Here is a 17,283-nt window from a genome sequence, read left to right as displayed (position 1 = left end):
GACGTGAATACTTCAACCAATGCAGGTAAAGCAAGCCGTCTGACGGTCCACATCCTGTTAGCAGTCGGGGCGCTGCTTATGATTATGCCGTTTCTGTGGATGATCTCGACATCCTTCAAGTCATTTGCCGATTCCATGTCCGTTCCGCCGAAATGGCTGCCTGTGGAATGGCATCCGGACAATTACCTGCGGGTCATTCAAACCATCGATTTCGGTACCTATTATTTGAACACCGTTATCGTGACGGTGGGGCGGACGGCTGGTCAACTCATTCTGTGCTCCCTTGCAGCCTATGCCTTTGCCAGCTTGAGATTCCCTTTCAAGAACGCCATCTTTCTCGCGCTCTTGGCCGTATTGATGGTCCCTTCCCAGGTCGTTATGATTCCGAGCTTTGTCATCATGCGCGAGTTCAATTGGCTGGACACGTTCTATGTGCTCATCGTACCCGGCATATTCAGTGCCTTCGGCACATTCTTATTGAGACAGTTCTTTATGACGCTGCCGAAAGACCTGGAGGAAGCCGCCAAAATCGACGGCTGCAGTTATTTCCGGATTTACTGGAATATATACTTGCCGTTATCCAAGGCGGCTCTCGTCTCCCTGGCGATCTTCACCATATTAGCCTCATGGAACGATCTGTTATGGCCGCTCATCATGACGAGCTCTGAGGAGATGCGCGTACTTTCCATCGGGATTTCCAGCTTCCAGGGACAGCATTCCACCGATTACCCGCTGCTGATGGCAGGCGCCCTAATGGCTACCCTGCCCATCATCATCCTGTTTATTTTCCTTCAGCGTTACTTCATTGAAGGCATTGCCATGAACGGGATTAAAGGTTAGAACTCGGAAAGCACCAACCATGCAAAAAAAGGAGTGTACGGAAATGTTACAGGTGTTAGTTATTGGTGCGGGCGCCATGGGAAGAACCCATGCCGCCGCCTACGCTTCGATGCCGGGCGTCCAGCTTGCCGGGATTGCCGATATCCGGACGGAGAAAGCGCAGCAGCTGGCGGACAGACACGGGGCACAGGCCTATGCTTCATTCAAAGCAGCAGTTGAAGGTTTGGGTTCTGATCAGATTGATGTCATTGACGTCTGCCTGCCAACCCCGCTTCACAAGGAATACGTTGTGAAAGCAGCGGACATCGGCAAGCATGTCATATGTGAGAAACCGCTGGCCAGAAGCGAGAAAGACGCGCGCTTCATAATCAACTATTGCCACGAAAAAGGAGTACGATTATTTGTCGGTCATGTGCTCCGCTTTTTCCCGGAATATGTGAAGGCCAAGTCGCTTCTGGATCAGGGCAGCATCGGAAAACCCGCGGTCATTCGGGCAGGCCGTGGCGGCGGTTATCCTGTGGGCTGGAACCATTGGTACAGCGACTTCGGAGCGAGCGGCGGAATTACGCTGGACGCGATGATTCATGATTTTGACTACCTGCGCTGGTGCTTCGGCGAGGTGGAGCGCGTTTATGCCAAAGGGCTCCATGGTCGTCATCAGACCCAGCTGGATTATTCGCTGGTAACCCTTCGTTTTCGAAGTGGTGTCATCGCGCATGTGGAAGGCACCTGGGCGCACGAGGGTTTCTCCATGAATTTAGAGATGGCGGGCACAAGCGGCATTATCGATTATGACAGTGCCAAGGACAGCCCTCTCCTCTTCAAAACACGGAGCAGTTCCGCTACCATCCCCGGCGTCGTCGTGCCGGAAAGCCCGCTGGAGCATAGTCCCTATTACCGGGAACTGGAGCACTTCATGTCGTGCATCCGCGATGGCTGCGAGCCGCTCGTAACGGCTGAAGACGCATACGAAGCGCTTCGTATCGCGCTTGCCGCTATAGCCTCGATGGCCTCCGGCGGGCCAGTGGTTATCGAAGATGCTGCGTTTACACTTACTTCACCATAAGAAAAATACGTATCGACGTAATTTCTCAGAAGACAGACCGCATATAGGGGAAATTTTTCTTGCGAGATAAGGAGGCTAAGCCTCTGATGCTTATACTTTCTAATCTCTAAAGAAAATACGTATCGACGTAATTCCTCAGAAGACAGACCGCATACAGCGGAAATTTTTCTTGCGAGATAAGGAGGCTAAGCCTCTGATGCTTATACTTTCTTATCTCTAAAGAAAATGCCTATCGACGTAATTTCTCAGAAGACAGACCGCGTACAGCGGAAATTTTTCTTGCGAGATAAGGAGGCTAAGCCTCTGATGCTTATACTTTCTAATCTCTTTAAAAAGGAGTGAAGGCCATGAAATTAGGAGTGATCAGCTTTGCGCATATGCATGCGTTCAGTTATACCAAAGCGCTGCAGGGGATCGAAGGCGTAGAGCTTGCCGGGATAGCCGATCCTGTAGAGGAGCGCGGACGGAAATACGCCGAGTATTTCGGAACAGCCTATTATCGGGATTATCACGAGCTGCTTAGTCAGGGCCTGGATGGCGTCATTGTCACATCCGAGAATGTCCATCATAAGGAGCACGTTCTGGCCGCCGCTGCAGCCGGGGTGCATGTGCTCTGCGAAAAACCGCTTTCGACTAACATACAGGATGCACAGGTCATGATTGATGCGTGCAAAGCAAGCGGCGTGCTGCTGCAAACGGCATTTCCCGTACGTTACCATGCTGCGGTCGTTCGGGCCAAACAGATGGTCGATGATGGAAGACTAGGCCGTATCCTGGCGATGAAGGGGACCAACCGCGGGCGCAATCCCGGCGGTTGGTTCATCGATTCGGAGCTATCCGGCGGAGGTGCCGTCATTGATCATACGGTGCATGTCGCCGATATCATGCGCTGGATTACAGGTGCCGAGGTGAAGGACGTGTATGCCGAAGTCGACCATCTCATCTCGGAATCTCCCATTGATGATTGCGGCATTCTGACCATGGAATTCCATAATGGTGTGTTTGCCACGCTGGATTGCAGCTGGTCCCGCAATAAGGAGTTTCCGACATGGGGCGACGTCACCTTGGAGATTGTCGGCTCTGCCGGGACCCTAAGCGTTAATGCCACCAGCCAGAAACTGCACGTATACACCGATGATTCCGGCTACCACCATCATGCATGGGGAGACAGCATGGATGCCAGCCTGATCAGGGATTTCGTATCCTCGATCTCCTCCGGCGCTGCAGAGGCATCCGTCACCGGTGAAGATGGTCTCAAGGCACTTGCCGTGGCTGTAGCCGCCTACCGATCGTCCGAGAGCCATCGGGCCATCACTATGTCGGAGCTGTAATCGTTAACCGGCACAGAAGGCATGCTCGTGGTATTTGAGGAGGTCTTCTGTGCTTTTTTTCATAGCGGATCCGGCAATCCAGGTTCAAATGAATGCTTGAATAATATGGATAGCGGGGCTATAATCACGTGTGAGTAATCGAGTTACCGGAATATGTAACCATCATCTTATACGATCAGGAGTGAGGCAATCTATGATTAAAGCAGGCGTGCTTGGAGCGGGAGGCATGGGCGCTGTCCATATCAAAAACCTTCACGGGAACGAATATGTTCAGCTGGCCGCGATATGCGATACGAATGAAGCGTTAGCCAAGCAGCAGGCCGAGCTGTACGGTACGGCTTATTACACGGACGGCAGCACGATGCTGGAGCAGGAGCAGCTGGATGTGCTGTATGTATGCATTCCTCCATTTTGCCATGGAGATATCGAAGAGCAGGCAGCCGCGAAGGGCATTCACCTGATGGTGGAAAAGCCGCTGGGTCTGGACGCCCAGTCCGTCCGCCACAAAGCCAAGGTCATTGCTGAAAGCGGAATCATTGCAGCCTCCGGCTATTGTCTGCGATACCTGGACACCGTTGCGATCGCCAAAGACTTTCTCAAGGACAAAAAAATCGGCATGGTCCGCGCCCACTACATAACAACGCCTGTACCAACTCCTTGGTGGCGAAAGAAAGCATTATCCGGGGGGCAGCTGGTTGAGCAATCCACGCATACCATGGATTTGGTTCGCTACCTGTGCGGCGATATCACCCGCCTGTATGCCGATATGAAGCTGCTGCTGGTGAACGACATTCCGGACCTCGACATTCCGGATGTGGGCGCCATCCAATTCGTGTTGGATTCCGGAGCTGTCGGCCATATGCAAACTGGATTTATCCAGTTTGATCACCGCAGCGGGATCGAGATCATGGGCCGCGACTTCCGCGTCGTTCTGGACGGAACCACGCTCTCCATCGTAGACAAGGAGAAAGAAATCGTGTACCGGAGCAAAACGGACTTTTACAAAAACCTTACCAATGCCTTGATCGACGCCATTCGTAACAACGACCCGAGCCTCGTGCTGGCATCTTATGAAGACGGCTTCAAGACGCTGGAAGTAACGCTGGCCGCCAATGAATCCGCGGAAACCGGCAAACCTGTCATCCTACAGTCATAATAAAAAGGGGCTGCTTGTGGTCTGTAGACCTTGAGCATGCCCCTTCATGTTTGGTTAAGAGTGTTTAGTTCGTATCAAGCAACACGGCAAGCTGCATTGTCTCCGGGCAGCTTGCCGCTTGCGCGTAATCATATGGGAGAGTTGAGCCCATTCCACTCTTATAAACCAAGCGAAATGTACTTCACCTCCAGGAACTCATCCATTCCGTAGTGCCCGCCTTCCCGGCCGAGTCCACTCTCTTTGAATCCGCCGAAGGGCGCTTGCGCCGTTGAAGGTACGGGATCATTCACGCCCACAATCCCGTAATCCAGCGATTCCGCAATGTTCACCGCTTCGCCCAGATTCTGCGTAAATACATAGGCAGCTAATCCATAGGGACTGTTATTGGCACGCTGCACCGCTTCGTCTATCGTTTTGAACGTGGTAATCGGGGCAAGGGGGCCGAAGGTTTCCTCGTTCATGCATTCCATGTCGTCGGTTGCGTTCATTATGACCGTAGGCTCAATATAGTTGCGGCCCAGCTCAGATAATGCTTGACCTCCTGCCAGTATCACGCCGCCCTTCTCTTCTGCGTCCTTGATCTGCCTTACGACTTTATCCACAGCGTCCCGGTTAATCAAAGGACCGATATCGACGCCGTTCTCCAGTCCATTTCCTACCTTCAATTGCTTTACAAGCTCAGCAAACCTCGCGGCAAACTCCTGCGCAATGCCTTCCTGAACATAAACCCGGTTGGCACATACGCAGGTCTGTCCCCCGTTGCGGAACTTGGAGGAGATTAATCCCGCAGCCGCTTGATTCAGGTCCGCCTGATCCGTCACGATAAACGGCGCATGACCGCCCAGCTCCAGCGATATTTTCTTGACGTTAACGGCAGCTCCGGCCATCAGCTGTTTCCCCACTTCGGTTGATCCTGTAAACGACAGCTTTCTTACGCGGCTGTCCGCCTGCCACACGCCGGAAATATCGCTAGAAGATCCGGTTACGATGTTCATGACCCCAGCAGGAATCCCGGCCTGATCGGCAAGCTCCACCAGCTTGATGGCCGTGAACGGCGTCTCACCGGATGGTTTGATCACCACGGTGCATCCGGCGGCCAGAGCAGGCGCCACCTTACGGGTAATCATGGAGGCCGGGAAGTTCCACGGCGTAATCGCTGCTACGACACCAACAGGCTGCTTGGTTACGATGATGCGTTGGCGGCTGGATGATCCGGGTATGGTCTCGCCGTAGATTCGCTTGCCTTCCTCCGCATACCAGGACACAAAGCTGTTGGCATATTGAATCTCGCCCGCTGCTTCCTTAAGCGGTTTCCCCTGCTCTGTTGTCATAATCCGCGCCAATTCATCCGTATGTTCCTCTATGAGCTGATGCCAGCGGCGCAGCAGTTCCCCCCGCTCATTCGCCGTTCTGCGGGACCACGCCGGAAAAGCATCGGCTGCCGCATCGACGGCAAGCCCGGCTTCCTTCTTGCCGGCCTTGGACACGGTGCCGATCACCTTTCCATCCGCCGGATTATATACATCCATCTGTTCCTCGGTCTGAATCCATTGTCCAGCAATATAGATTTGATTTCGAAACATAGTAAAGACCTCCTCCTTCTTATTATCCGATACCCACCTACCCTAATGCAAAAAAATAAAACACTGGGGCTTCATGGGAAGCTCCAGTGTTTCCTCTATTCATAACGACTACGCTAAACTTATTTAATAGCTGCGTCTACTTCCGTGATCATTTCGGATACGGACGTCAGGCCGCCACCGGAAAGATACCAGAAATCCGGGTTCAGGTAAACGATGTGACCCTCTTTCGCCGCATTCGTTGTTTTCACAAGTTCATTCTCAACCACCGCTTTAGCGCCTGAATCCCCTTCACCGGTGGCAACCGCTGCGCCACGGTCAACAACAAAGAGATAATCCGGGTTCATCTCAACGATGTACTCATTCGAAATGTCTTTACCATGTGTGCTGACTTCAATGTTAGGATCTACGGCTCCGAAACCGAACACGTCATGCAGAATGCCAAAACGGGAACCTGGTCCGTATGCACTGATTTTGCCTTCGTTAGCCAGGATGATCAATGCCTTCTTGCCGGTTGCTGTAGCTTTCTCATTCAAAGCTTTGATGTTCTCATCGATCGCAGCAAGCTCTTTTTCCACTTCTGCTTCTTTACCGAAGATTTGACCCAGCGTGTTCATGTTTGCTTTAAAGGATTCCATGTATTTGCTTGTATCAACGCCCAGGAAGATGGTTGGAGCAATTTTGCTGAGTTCCTCATACGCATCTTGCTGTCTGCCGGAAATGATGATCAGATCCGGGTTAATGCTGTTGATTTTCTCAAAGTCCGGCTCTTTCAAGCTGCCCACATTCTCGTATTTCTTGTCTTCAAATTTGGACAGGTAGGCCGGGATATTCGCTTGTGGAACGCCCAAAACCTCTATGCCCAGTTTATCGACAGAGTCCAGAATACCGAAATCGAAAACAACGACGCGGGAAGGATTCTTCTTAACAGGCGTTTCACCCAGTTGATGGGTAATCGTGATTTCTTCGGTTGCAGCCGGTGTATCTCCAGCTGCATCTCCACCACCCGTGCCGCTTGTTTTATCGTCTTGACCACAAGCCGCGAGTACAAGCGTGAACATTGCTACCATAAATAAAGCCACCCATTTTTTCATTGTTTACACCCCAATTTTTTATATTTAAAAAAGCTCTATAATTCAACATATATTTGAATTTATGGTTGAATATGTAATTCAATTCGAACAGATTAAATCATGCCGTCTTGTACCCAAGGCAGCCCTGTCCTTGTATATGATAAGGATTCCGTGCTGTTGTTCTCCTTAGAATCCTTATCCTCCACTCTCTGATACCATGTCGCTTAGCCGTAATATACGCATACCCGATTGTCATTAATCTCTTCGATCTCAATGTCCATGTCATAGATGCCGCGAAGCACATTGCTCTGAATGATGTTCTCGGTCTTCCCTTCGCTTTCAATGGCTCCATCCTTCAATGCGACGATGTAATCCGAATAGAAGGAGGCGAAGTTGATGTCATGAATAACGATGACAATCGTCTTGTTCAGATCAGCGACAAGCTTTCTGAGAATCTTCATAATCTGTACGGAGTGTTTCATATCCAGATTGTTCAAAGGCTCATCCAGCAGGATATACTCTGTATTCTGGGCGATAACCATCGCAATGTAGGCACGCTGGGTCTGACCGCCACTGAGCTGATGAAGATATTTATGCTGCATATCCCCAAGCTCCATATAGGAAATCGCTTCATCCACGTATTTCTCGTCTTCCGCATTCAATCTGCCCTGAGAGTATGGAAAACGACCGAAGGATACAAGCTCACGCACCGTCAGCCGGAGGCTGATATGGTTGGATTGTTTCAGGATCGAAACCTTCTTCGCCAGATCGCCGCTCTTCCATTGGCTAACCTCTTTACCATCCACCGTAATTTGTCCGCTGTCCTTGCCTGTTAATCTGCTAATCATGGACAGCAAAGTACTCTTGCCGGCACCGTTCGGGCCGATAAAGGAAGTGATTTGACCTTTCGGGATCGTAACCGACACGTTATCAACGACTTTTTTGCCGCCATAGACTTTCGATACGTTCGTAACCTGGATCATGCTTTACTCTCCTTTAGTAGCAGGTATATGAAGTAGACACCGCCGATGAAGTTGATAATGACGCTGAGCGTTGTAGAGAACGTAAACACCCGTTCTACAACCAATTGACCGCCGACCAGCGCAATAACGCTAATCAGTATGGATGCTGCAATTAAATATGAATGCCTGTACGTCTTCATAACTTCGTACGCAACATTGACAACCAGGAGCCCGAGGAATGTAATCGGCCCCACCAAAGCGGTGGCCACCGAGATCAGAACTGCAACCACAATCAGAAGCCGCTTCACAACATAATCATAATTCACGCCGAGATTGATCGCCTGCTCACGGCCTAGTGCCAGCACGTTCAGGTACTTGGCAAACCGGGCAAAATACAGCAAGGTCAGCGCAATAACAATGACGGAAAGGACCAGAAGCTCGGTCTTTACATTGTTAAAGCTGGCAAACATTTTGTCTGCCACAAACTGGAATTCGTTTGGATCAATCAGCACTTCCATGAAGGAAGACATACTGGAGAACAGGGTCCCAAAAATCATGCCGATCAGCAGCAGGAAGTAAATGTTGTTTCCTTCCCTTTTGAACAAAATCTTATATAAGACTCCCGCAAACAGGATCATCCCGCCGACGTTGATCAAAAAGTTAACGTTGCTGCCCAGTTTGTACAGCGTAAAGGATCCGAAGACAAAGATGACGGTGGTCTGGATCAGGATATATAAGGAATCTAATCCCATAACGCTTGGCGTCAGTATCCGGTTATTCGTGACCGTTTGAAACACCGTGGTAGACAGAGCAATCGCTCCGCCGGTCAGAATAATGGCCAGCACCTTCTTGATTCTTCTTGGAAGCGCGTAATCCCAATTGCCGCCAAGATCAATGAACAGAAAGACTGCCACCAGGATGATTGCCGCTGCGGCCAACAGGCCGAGTTTGGCTTTATAAGTCATATGCCTTTCTCCTCATCAGTAAGAAAATGAATATACCGCTTCCGAGTACGCCCACGGTTAGACTAATCGGAATTTCATAGGGATAAATAATAATCCGGCCCAGGATGTCACAGAACAGTACGAACCCGGCCCCCAACAGCGCGGTATGCGAAAGGCTTTTTTTCAAATGGTCTCCTAAGTATAAACTGACAATATTAGGTATGATCAGACCAAGAAACGGAATAACGCCGACGGTCAGCACGACGGATGCCGTAACCAGCGCCACGATGACCAGTCCCAGATTCACAACTCTCCGGTAGTGAAGGCCCAGGTTGGTTGCAAACTCCTCTCCCATTCCGGCCACCGTAAACTTGTTGGCAAACAGATACGCCAGAATCACAAGCGGGATACTAATATAGAGCATTTCATACTGGCCCTTCATGATCATGGAAAAATCACCCTGAAGCCATGCGGACATATTCTGAATAAGATCATATTTGTAGGCAAAGAAAGTGGCTATCGAACTGACGATATTACCAAACATCAGTCCAACGAGCGGGATGAAGATCGCATCCTTGAACTTGATCCGATCCAGGATCTTCATGAAGATAAAGGTTCCTGCCAGAGCGAATACAAAGGCCACAAGCATTTTGATAAGCGGTCCGCTTGTCGTGAAGACGAGCATCGCTACCAAAATCCCCAGTCTGGCTGAGTCCATCGTACCTGCCGTGGTCGGCGATACGAACTTATTGCGGCTGAGCTGCTGCATGATCAATCCGCAGATGCTCATGCTGACACCCGCCAATATGAGACTGACAAGCCTAGGAATCCGGCTTACAAGCATAATATGCTGTTGTTGTTCTGTCATCGAAAACAGTTGCAGTGGCGAGATATCTTTAACTCCAATAAATAATGAAATTACGGAGAGTACCACAACGGCTGCAAATAAGTATCTAATCTTCATGGCTCTTCCTTCTATGCGTATGTCTCTAAACACCCGGGATCTTGCAATTTTCATCACCATTCTCATTGAGATTGATTATCAATTGCGTTCTGATATGCATTATATCATCCTCATTCTGGCTCGACAAGTATAATTGAGAATGAAAATCAATTAATAGCTTCATACATGTATATTTTGTTCATGAATTGTTCATAATATGAAGTTTCGAGGAGACATAACTAATATCCACAGGCAGAGTCACACTTTCGTTAAGCTTCCCTTTAATGAGACTTCTCTAAAAACAAGACGAATTCAATTCATATTAAATACATAAGAAAAATTATATTTAATCAAAAGCCGTTGACAATTGCTCTAAGTTATATTAATATCCTAACATAATTATTATTTCTAACTAAACGTAAGTTAATATGGAATGATAATTAAATTGATTGCAATAAAAAGCAAAATGCATATTTGCTTGAAGTAAAGGACATCTTCTTATCAGGCGAATGCAAATTCGATTACACCAGGAGGTTTTTTTTCAATGTCTAAAGATTTTTCAACTGCACTCAAAAATCGCCGTTCTTATTACGGGATTAGCAAAGAATCCGTTATCTCGGACGAGCGTATCCAAGAAATCGTAAACGAAGCGGTTAAGTATACCCCTTCTTCTTTCAACTCCCAAAGTGCACGCGTCGTTGTATTGCTTGGCGAACAGCATGATAAACTGTGGAACATGACGGAAGGCATCCTGAAGGAAGTCGTTGGCGATGAAGAAGCCTTCAAATCCACGGCCGACAAAATGGCTGCATTCCGCGCTGGTTACGGTACGGTATTGTTCTTCGAGGACAACAACGTCATTGCCGGGCTGCAACAAAACTTTGCCGCTTATGCCGACAACTTCCCGGTTTGGTCCAACCAATCCAACGGCATGCTGCAATTTGTAGTATGGACATCCCTTGAAGCAGAAGGTCTGGGTGCATCCCTGCAGCACTACAACCCGCTGATCGACGAAAAAGTAAAATCCGAATGGAACATCCCAGAAAGCTGGAAGCTGATTGCTCAAATGCCTTTCGGTAAGCCGGTTGCTGAACCAGGCGAAAAAGAATTTGCACCGCTGGAAGATCGCGTGAAAGTATACAACTAAACCAATAGATGAAAAAACCGCCTTCCTAAGTTCCTGCAACTGGGATAGGCGGTCTTTTTTATAATGGGCAAAGATTGAAAAACCGATCGCAAAACGATACAATTACACAGGTAAGAACCCTCGAATTCCTACGATAACGGAGGCTCCGGGGCAAACTTGCAATAACCAACTACATAGGATGTTGGCTGTACTAGGGGTGCCATGTGCTGAGAGACGGCGGGCTGCCGTTAACCCTTATCACCCGATCTAGGTCATACTAGCGTGGGGAAGTGTAGCATTTATGTTTATTTCTTTTCGTAGGCATAACTGCACCTTCTTCATGGGGTGCGGTTTTTTTGCGTGGACTTATATTATGGGGAGGAAATGACAATGAATGAGCTTGTATGCGGAACCAGCCGGATCGTCGGATGCCGGTTCTCGGTATTTCCCATGACGGACCGGTTTGTAGAGGTCATCATGGACGCACTACAATCTGTGGATACGGAGAAAGTGTGGATTCAGACAGATGATGTGAGCACCTGTATTCGTGGACGAGCAGAGCATGTCTTTGATGTTACAAGGGCGATATTCGCCCATGCCGCGGCGAGCGGCGTGCACACCGTTTTTAATGGTACTTATTCCATCGGCTGCCCCGGTGATACGGACGCCGATGTATATATGACTGAGGATTCGACCCTCTTAAACCGTGACATCGGAGAACATGCCGAAATCGAGACTGCCTGCCAATTCGCTCTTTACCCCATGGGTACCGATAACTATATGGAAGTCATCTACAGTGAAGTAAATCGTGCGAAGGAAGCCGGGACATTCGCCGGAAGCGTTCATTACGCCAGCCGATTGGACGGGTCCCTGTCCCGGGTATTTGGATCGCTTGAAGACGCGTTTTTACATGCGATTCAATCCGACAGCAGCCATCTGGTCATGACTGCAGTTGTGTCCGCACACAGCCCATCAATCAAAGCCGCATCGAATTGAGTTCTATTGAGGCAGACAAAAGCCCGGCAAAAGCCGGGCTTTCCTGTCACTAGCTGCCAAGAATCTTGACAGTTTAAACCCAAGCACTCAAGATAATTACGAGCAGGATAAAGAGAACCAAAATAGTTCCTACTGAATTGCCCCATGCGCCGCCGTATTCTCCGCTCATGAAGATCCCCTCCTGGATTTAAAGAATGACGTGATGTAATCACACTATTATAGTATTGCCCGCTTTGTGCTAGTGTCACGGCTAATGTACCTCTCTTTATATATTGGTTAGGAAATATTATTCCTCAAAACCAATGAGAAGCTTCCCTCCGTACGGACGGAGCATTTCCTCGGTGAATGCCATCAGAGCTGAGGGATCATCCTGGCGATACATCGCCGCGAGCGCTGCTTCCAATCGGTCTCCCAAGATTGTGTCATAGCGGCTGAACAGCCGGAACAGTGTTTTCCCTTCACCCGTCCACTCCCGGTTCACCCTAAGTACAAATTCACAGAGAATCGCCGCGATTTTGTGCACCGTAAACCATTTTTCGCCATCCCTTCGTGGACCCTCCAAGTCCAGCATGTACTCGGTTAGCATATAACGGTATTGGTTCATGTCGGTTAGCGTCAAGGGCATGGGGCCGTAATTCAAATCGCTTCGGGCCTCCGCCCGTACCTCTTCTCCCTCGGGCAGCGCGCGCAGCACCGTCCCATCCGCAATCATCCGCTGCATTGACGGATTCGCCGCCATGACGCCCTCGTCGAAATATTCGCGATACGAGGATAAAGACAATATAAATATTTCCGCGATCCACCCATGTGCCTCTATCGTCTTCCTGCTGAAATCATATCCGTCCCGTTCTATGACCATGATGTCCAAATCGGATTGTTCATTATATTCGCCTCTGCTCGCACTGCCGCCGAGCACAGCAAGCAAACAGTCGGGATAATCGTGTTGAATGACACGTTTCGCTGCCTCTACCGGTTCCATCCTCATGACGTTTCCTCCAATATGACTCTAATCCTCCCGAAAAAAGGGCTCAAAATATCTAATTCAGCTAAAACCCTAAACGTACCTGAATCATATGGTAAATAAACGATTACCCTCATGTTGATCATAAGGAAGAAGGGATAGATGAGATGAACTATATTCATATGCTCTCCAAATTAGGCATGGGCAGTGCCCACCCGGGAGGATTCGAGGCAACCCTCAGAATGCTGAAGAATTTTCCCATTCAACCGGGCAGCCGCATTCTGGAGGTGGGGTGCGGAACTGGCAGAACCGCATGCCATCTTTCGGAGATGGGGTATCAAGTGACCGCCATTGACCTAAACGAGAATATGATCAAAAAAGCCCGCGCAAGAGCCAAGGCTATGGAAATCGATGTCCAGTTCCATCAGGCGGATGTATGCGCATTGCCTTTCGAGGACAACCAATTTGATCTGATCATGGCCGAGTCCGTTACTGTATTTACAGATACTTCGAAATCGCTGCCCGAATATTACCGCGTTCTGGATCATGGAGGTGTCCTGCTGGACAGAGAATTGCTGCTAGATAAGCCCATGCCGGAGGCAAAGCTTCAGGAACTGCTCGAATTCTTCGGGATCCCTAATCTCATGATGAGGGAAGAATGGGCGGAGTCGCTCTTGGCTTGCGGGTTTAAACAAGAAGAGATTCTGGAGTACAATCACTTCAATGAGCAGTTAAAGGAAGAGCAAACACGTCATTTGGATACATTAGAACAGCGCGATAAAGGACTTCTGTTCGATGTTGCGCTTTGGGAAACGCTGTTCAAGCATGACCGCATGATCCTGGACAATACCGATTATCTCGCTTCCGCCTTATTCCGGGCTGTAAAATAAAATCATTTCCTATCTGTGCATTAAGGGGGATTCGCATATTCGCTGCGTATCCCCTCTCCCTCCTCAAATTTCAGTTCTTTCGACCTAATTCAACACTTTTTGTCATTTCGTTCTATCTAGTTTTGCCCGTCGATGCTATAATCATGGTAAATATATCCTATGTTGTTGAGGAGGACTCATTCTTATGGCATGGTTCAACAGACTCCCTATCTCGCGGAAAATTACCGCAGCCTGTTTTCTCATTGCCGCTTTGTTTGCGGTTCCAATGCTGCTTGCATTTATTCTAATGGGTAAAGCAATCATTGGTGTGGTCATCGTCGTGGCACTAACCGGTCTTACGGTTCCTCTTTCTCGCCTCATTGAGAAAGCGCTTACGAATTCCTTTGCGGAAATCTCCAGCGTTTCCGCCAAAATCGCTAAAGGCGACTTCACCTTCCAGGTAGAAGAGGTTGGGGGAATGAACGATCTCAGCCGAACGTTCAACAGCATGGTGGACAAGCTTCGTAAAATATTGCAGGAGACCTCGGATATCACCCGCCAGGTCATGACGTCAAGCTCAAACATCTCGATTAAAAACCAGGAGCTCATTCAAGTGATGAATCAGGTCTCCTTATCCTCCAATGAGCTGGCCGTCGGCGCTAACGAAATTTCGGAAGACGTAGCCGAAATGACGCATTCCATCCGTGAGATCGAAGAGAAGGTCAGCAATTATACGCATTCAACCCAGGAAATGAATACCCGTTCGATCGAAACGCTGGGACTGGTTGAGCAAGGAAGGGACTCCGTTGCCAAGCAGTCTGCCGGAATGCAGCGTAATATTGACGCAACGGCCAAGGTCTCGGAATCCATTGATGCACTGGCCCAGAGTGCCAGGGGAATTACGCAGATCACGGAGACGATCTCGGAACTTGCCGATCAGACCAACTTGTTATCCTTGAACGCATCCATTGAAGCCGCAAGAGCAGGGGAGCATGGCGCGGGCTTTGCCGTCGTAGCCCAAGAGGTGCGTAAATTGGCCGAAGAATCCACGTCATCGACACGGGAAGTATTCAATCTCGTACGGAGCATCGAATCGGACGTGAAACATGCGACTCAGAACATTAAAATTAATGAAGAGGTCGTCAGGCAGCAAACCGAAATGATCCGTGAAGCTGAGCTGGTGTTCATGGAGATTCTAAACAGTGTGCAGTATATTTCGGAGCAGATCGCTGCTTTCTCCAAGGAGAGCGAATCCATGCTGGATAGTGCGAAGAGCATTTCTTCCGCGATTCAGAATATATCGGCGATCACACAGCAATCCGCCGCAGGAACGGAGCAGGTGTCGGCATCCATGAATGAAGGCATTTCATCGATCCAGAAGATGGCCGAGGAAGCAGAAGCGATGAATAATGCCGTCTTCCGGCTGCAAAAAACGATCAACATTTTCAAATTTTAAGTATGGTACAGACTACATAATGTATACTGCTTTCGAAGCGACTACGGACCGAAAATGCAAGAAATGGCTGTGCGAGGATAACATCCTGAGCACAGCCATTTTTTCATTTGTACCATTATTAAATCTGACGAACCGTATGTCATGAGAGCAAATCTTCAAATGGGGCAGCTCCCTTTTTGTATCATATAGAGTACACCAGCATTATTGCTCGCTCCATAACCGCGCTGTATTCGCAAGCCGTCCTTCTTCAAACTCGACTCGGTATATATCCGGCAGCGTCATTCCTTGCCAGAACTGATAGTCGAATCGTTGATCATAGTGCTGCAGCATGAGTGTCATAATGTCGCCATGCGTGCCAATCACAACGCGCTTGCCTATATGTGTATTCAGGATTTCCTCCAGCACCTGGACTGCTCGGCTTTGCGCGGTTTTGCTGGATTCCCCTCCGGGGAAGGAAGTGGCTGGATCCTGAAACAGTATCTTTTTGGCATCGAGGAATGAATGCCCCTGAAAATCTCCGGCATTCCGTTCCCTCAAGTCCTCTTGCTCCGCAATCGGTAGTCCTAAAGCGTCCGCCAATGGTTGGACCGTATCCTTGGCTCGCTGATAGGGGCTTGATATGATAACGTCAATCCCTTCCCCCAGGAGTAATTCCTTGACTCGAACCGCAGCGAGCGAACCCTCCGCAGACAATCTCCGCGACCTTTCCTTCCCTTCGATAAAGGGAGATTCCGCATGCCTCACAAAATAGAAAGTTGTCATCCCTCAATCTCTGCTTCTTTAGGAGTCTCACCCTTTAACACGGGCTCCATCATCATCTCTACAAATGGGGTTAACGGTAACAAGCCCAATGACTCCAAAGGAATCCATTTTGCTCCTAATGAGTCCTGGCCGTCACCGTCCGTCTTGATCACGGCCTGATGATCCAGCAGCTCGACATCATACATAATGCCGATGTGATGCAGCTCTTCCATCTGATTCGCTCCATACTGATATACGATCGTGTAGGATACAGCTGTCCGAATGGTTCCCTTAATTGGAGAAAGCCCGGTTTCCTCTATAAATTCGCGCTGCAGCGTAAACTCCGGCTCTTCTCCGAACTCAATGGAGCCGCCCGGTAAATCCCACTTCCCCTTGTGCGGCCCTCTCGCTTTCTGGATCAACAGGATATGATCATGCTGAATCAATACTCCATAAACGCCGAGATGCGTATGTTTCACCACGGGTCAACACACTCCTTTTCTTGCAGTGAAGGTGATCCATTGACTTCGGAATCGTACGTCTCTCCCATCCTTCACTTCTTGAATATTCTGCTGCACCTGCCGCCTCGTTAGGATCTCCCATTCCGAATACAGCTCATCAAGGATGGAAAAGGCCCTGTCGGCGGATAGATTCAACTCGATTAAGCCTTCCTCCTCCAAGCCCGTTTCCTGATCGATTTCCTTAACCTCTGTGCTCATCAATATGCAATGTATACCCTGCTCCACGGTTCCTGCCTGCATCTGTTCGATCTTGGATACGAAGGCTTCCTCGGAGCTCATATGCTCCAGACATGAACATGCAACGATGTAATGATAGGTATCCTCGGCAATTTCATAGTGCTTCACGTCTGCCACAAGTGCCTCAAGGTTTGAGCTTACGCCATGCAATGCGGCATACTGCTGCAGCTTGTCGACTGCCGATGGCAGCAGATCCACGCAGGTGACCTTCCCGTTCGTCGATTGGATCCGCTGCGCAACCGGGATACTATTACGCCCAACACCACAGGCCAGATCCAGTACCCGCATCTCTTGAAATGACAATAATTCCAAATGATCCAGGACCGTCTGAACGGGCTTGGCTAACCAGCTTCCAGGTTGAAATAATACAGCTTGTTCATATAGTTTCTCGTGATACGACATTTCCTTTTCACGTGCGCGGTTAAATATGTCCATACAACAGCCCCTCGTTCCGGCCGTTAATAGGCCACTCTATAAATTC

At 49.2% G+C, this 17,283-nt stretch carries 18 protein-coding genes and 1 riboswitch; of the genes, 8 read left to right on the top strand and 10 right to left on the bottom strand.

The window, feature by feature from the left end; all coding sequences use genetic code 11:
• Positions 1–3 precede the first annotated feature (3 nt).
• From ACETK5_RS06215 to ACETK5_RS06200, 4 genes are all read left to right on the top strand, one after another.
• A complete protein-coding gene (locus ACETK5_RS06215; protein ID WP_100538218.1) occupies positions 4–840 on the top strand; it encodes a carbohydrate ABC transporter permease in 837 nt (278 codons plus the stop codon).
• A gap of 43 nt (positions 841–883) precedes the next feature.
• Positions 884–1,906 (top strand): Gfo/Idh/MocA family protein, encoded by a 1,023-nt coding sequence (locus tag ACETK5_RS06210; protein ID WP_394054676.1) that lies wholly within the window; start codon positions 884–886, stop codon positions 1,904–1,906.
• 347 nt (positions 1,907–2,253) lie between these two features.
• Positions 2,254–3,237: a Gfo/Idh/MocA family protein gene (locus ACETK5_RS06205; protein WP_394054674.1), complete on the top strand. Its 984-nt coding sequence runs from the start codon at positions 2,254–2,256 to the stop codon at positions 3,235–3,237.
• A gap of 193 nt (positions 3,238–3,430) precedes the next feature.
• A complete protein-coding gene (locus tag ACETK5_RS06200) occupies positions 3,431–4,393 on the top strand; it encodes a Gfo/Idh/MocA family protein (protein ID WP_326118832.1) in 963 nt (320 codons plus the stop codon).
• 158 nt (positions 4,394–4,551) lie between these two features.
• Here the strand turns inward: ACETK5_RS06200 and ACETK5_RS06195 are convergent, their stop codons facing one another.
• The 5 genes from ACETK5_RS06195 to ACETK5_RS06175 form a co-directional block, all read right to left on the bottom strand.
• Positions 4,552–5,976: an NAD-dependent succinate-semialdehyde dehydrogenase gene (locus ACETK5_RS06195; RefSeq protein WP_394054672.1), complete on the bottom strand. Its 1,425-nt coding sequence runs from the start codon at positions 5,974–5,976 to the stop codon at positions 4,552–4,554.
• A 119-nt stretch (positions 5,977–6,095) separates the two neighbouring features.
• Entirely contained in the window at positions 6,096–7,067 is a 972-nt protein-coding gene (locus tag ACETK5_RS06190) for a siderophore ABC transporter substrate-binding protein (RefSeq protein WP_394054671.1), read from the bottom strand.
• 203 nt (positions 7,068–7,270) lie between these two features.
• Positions 7,271–8,029, bottom strand: coding sequence for an iron ABC transporter ATP-binding protein (locus tag ACETK5_RS06185; RefSeq protein ID WP_076325073.1), 759 nt, complete (start codon positions 8,027–8,029; stop codon positions 7,271–7,273).
• Positions 8,026–8,973, bottom strand: a complete 948-nt coding sequence (locus ACETK5_RS06180; RefSeq protein ID WP_394054669.1) for an iron chelate uptake ABC transporter family permease subunit — start codon at positions 8,971–8,973, stop codon at positions 8,026–8,028. Before ACETK5_RS06180 ends, ACETK5_RS06185 begins: the two co-directional genes overlap by 4 nt.
• Positions 8,963–9,916, bottom strand: a complete 954-nt coding sequence (locus ACETK5_RS06175; protein WP_100538225.1) for an ABC transporter permease — start codon at positions 9,914–9,916, stop codon at positions 8,963–8,965. Before ACETK5_RS06175 ends, ACETK5_RS06180 begins: the two co-directional genes overlap by 11 nt.
• A 523-nt stretch (positions 9,917–10,439) precedes the next feature.
• On the opposite strand from ACETK5_RS06175, the gene ACETK5_RS06170 reads away from it, so the two are divergent.
• Positions 10,440–11,042: a nitroreductase family protein gene (locus ACETK5_RS06170; RefSeq protein ID WP_100538226.1), complete on the top strand. Its 603-nt coding sequence runs from the start codon at positions 10,440–10,442 to the stop codon at positions 11,040–11,042.
• A 182-nt stretch (positions 11,043–11,224) separates the two neighbouring features.
• Positions 11,225–11,327: riboswitch (TPP riboswitch) on the top strand.
• Positions 11,328–11,411: 84 nt separating this feature from the next.
• Positions 11,412–12,017 (top strand): YkoF family thiamine/hydroxymethylpyrimidine-binding protein, encoded by a 606-nt coding sequence (locus ACETK5_RS06165; RefSeq protein ID WP_326114040.1) that lies wholly within the window; start codon positions 11,412–11,414, stop codon positions 12,015–12,017.
• 73 nt (positions 12,018–12,090) lie between these two features.
• Here ACETK5_RS06165 and ACETK5_RS06160 read toward each other — a convergent pair whose 3' ends face one another.
• Together ACETK5_RS06160 and ACETK5_RS06155 are read right to left on the bottom strand one after the other, a co-directional pair.
• Complete coding sequence (locus ACETK5_RS06160; RefSeq protein ID WP_100538228.1) at positions 12,091–12,186, bottom strand: sporulation protein YjcZ; 96 nt, start codon at positions 12,184–12,186, stop codon at positions 12,091–12,093.
• 117 nt (positions 12,187–12,303) lie between these two features.
• A complete protein-coding gene (locus tag ACETK5_RS06155) occupies positions 12,304–13,002 on the bottom strand; it encodes a nucleotidyltransferase domain-containing protein (RefSeq protein WP_100538229.1) in 699 nt (232 codons plus the stop codon).
• A gap of 158 nt (positions 13,003–13,160) precedes the next feature.
• On the opposite strand from ACETK5_RS06155, the gene ACETK5_RS06150 reads away from it, so the two are divergent.
• Positions 13,161–13,868 (top strand): class I SAM-dependent methyltransferase, encoded by a 708-nt coding sequence (locus tag ACETK5_RS06150; RefSeq protein WP_394054665.1) that lies wholly within the window; start codon positions 13,161–13,163, stop codon positions 13,866–13,868.
• A 184-nt stretch (positions 13,869–14,052) separates the two neighbouring features.
• The gene (locus tag ACETK5_RS06145) at positions 14,053–15,303 is read left to right on the top strand and encodes a methyl-accepting chemotaxis protein (protein WP_394054663.1); all 1,251 of its coding nucleotides are present in this window, start codon (positions 14,053–14,055) and stop codon (positions 15,301–15,303) included.
• 201 nt (positions 15,304–15,504) lie between these two features.
• Here ACETK5_RS06145 and ACETK5_RS06140 read toward each other — a convergent pair whose 3' ends face one another.
• Genes ACETK5_RS06140 through ACETK5_RS06130 form a run of 3 tightly spaced genes read right to left on the bottom strand, consistent with a single transcriptional unit; the run spans position 15,505 to position 17,237 of the window.
• Positions 15,505–16,065 carry a histidine phosphatase family protein gene (locus ACETK5_RS06140; RefSeq protein WP_394054662.1) on the bottom strand — a complete coding sequence of 187 codons (561 nt, stop codon included), beginning with the start codon at positions 16,063–16,065 and terminating at the stop codon, positions 15,505–15,507.
• A complete protein-coding gene (locus ACETK5_RS06135; protein WP_394054660.1) occupies positions 16,062–16,526 on the bottom strand; it encodes an NUDIX hydrolase in 465 nt (154 codons plus the stop codon). Before ACETK5_RS06135 ends, ACETK5_RS06140 begins: the two co-directional genes overlap by 4 nt.
• A gap of 3 nt (positions 16,527–16,529) precedes the next feature.
• On the bottom strand, positions 16,530–17,237 hold the full coding sequence (locus ACETK5_RS06130; RefSeq protein ID WP_394054658.1) for a class I SAM-dependent methyltransferase: 708 nt from the start codon (positions 17,235–17,237) through the stop codon (positions 16,530–16,532).
• Positions 17,238–17,283 lie beyond the last annotated feature (46 nt).

Origin of the sequence: Paenibacillus ilasis, from assembly GCF_043195395.1 — a bacterium.
GTDB lineage: Bacteria > Bacillota > Bacilli > Paenibacillales > Paenibacillaceae > Paenibacillus_AQ > Paenibacillus_AQ lautus.
The sequence above is the reverse complement of the archived record's forward strand: the minus strand, read 5'-3'. Positions and strand labels throughout refer to the sequence as shown.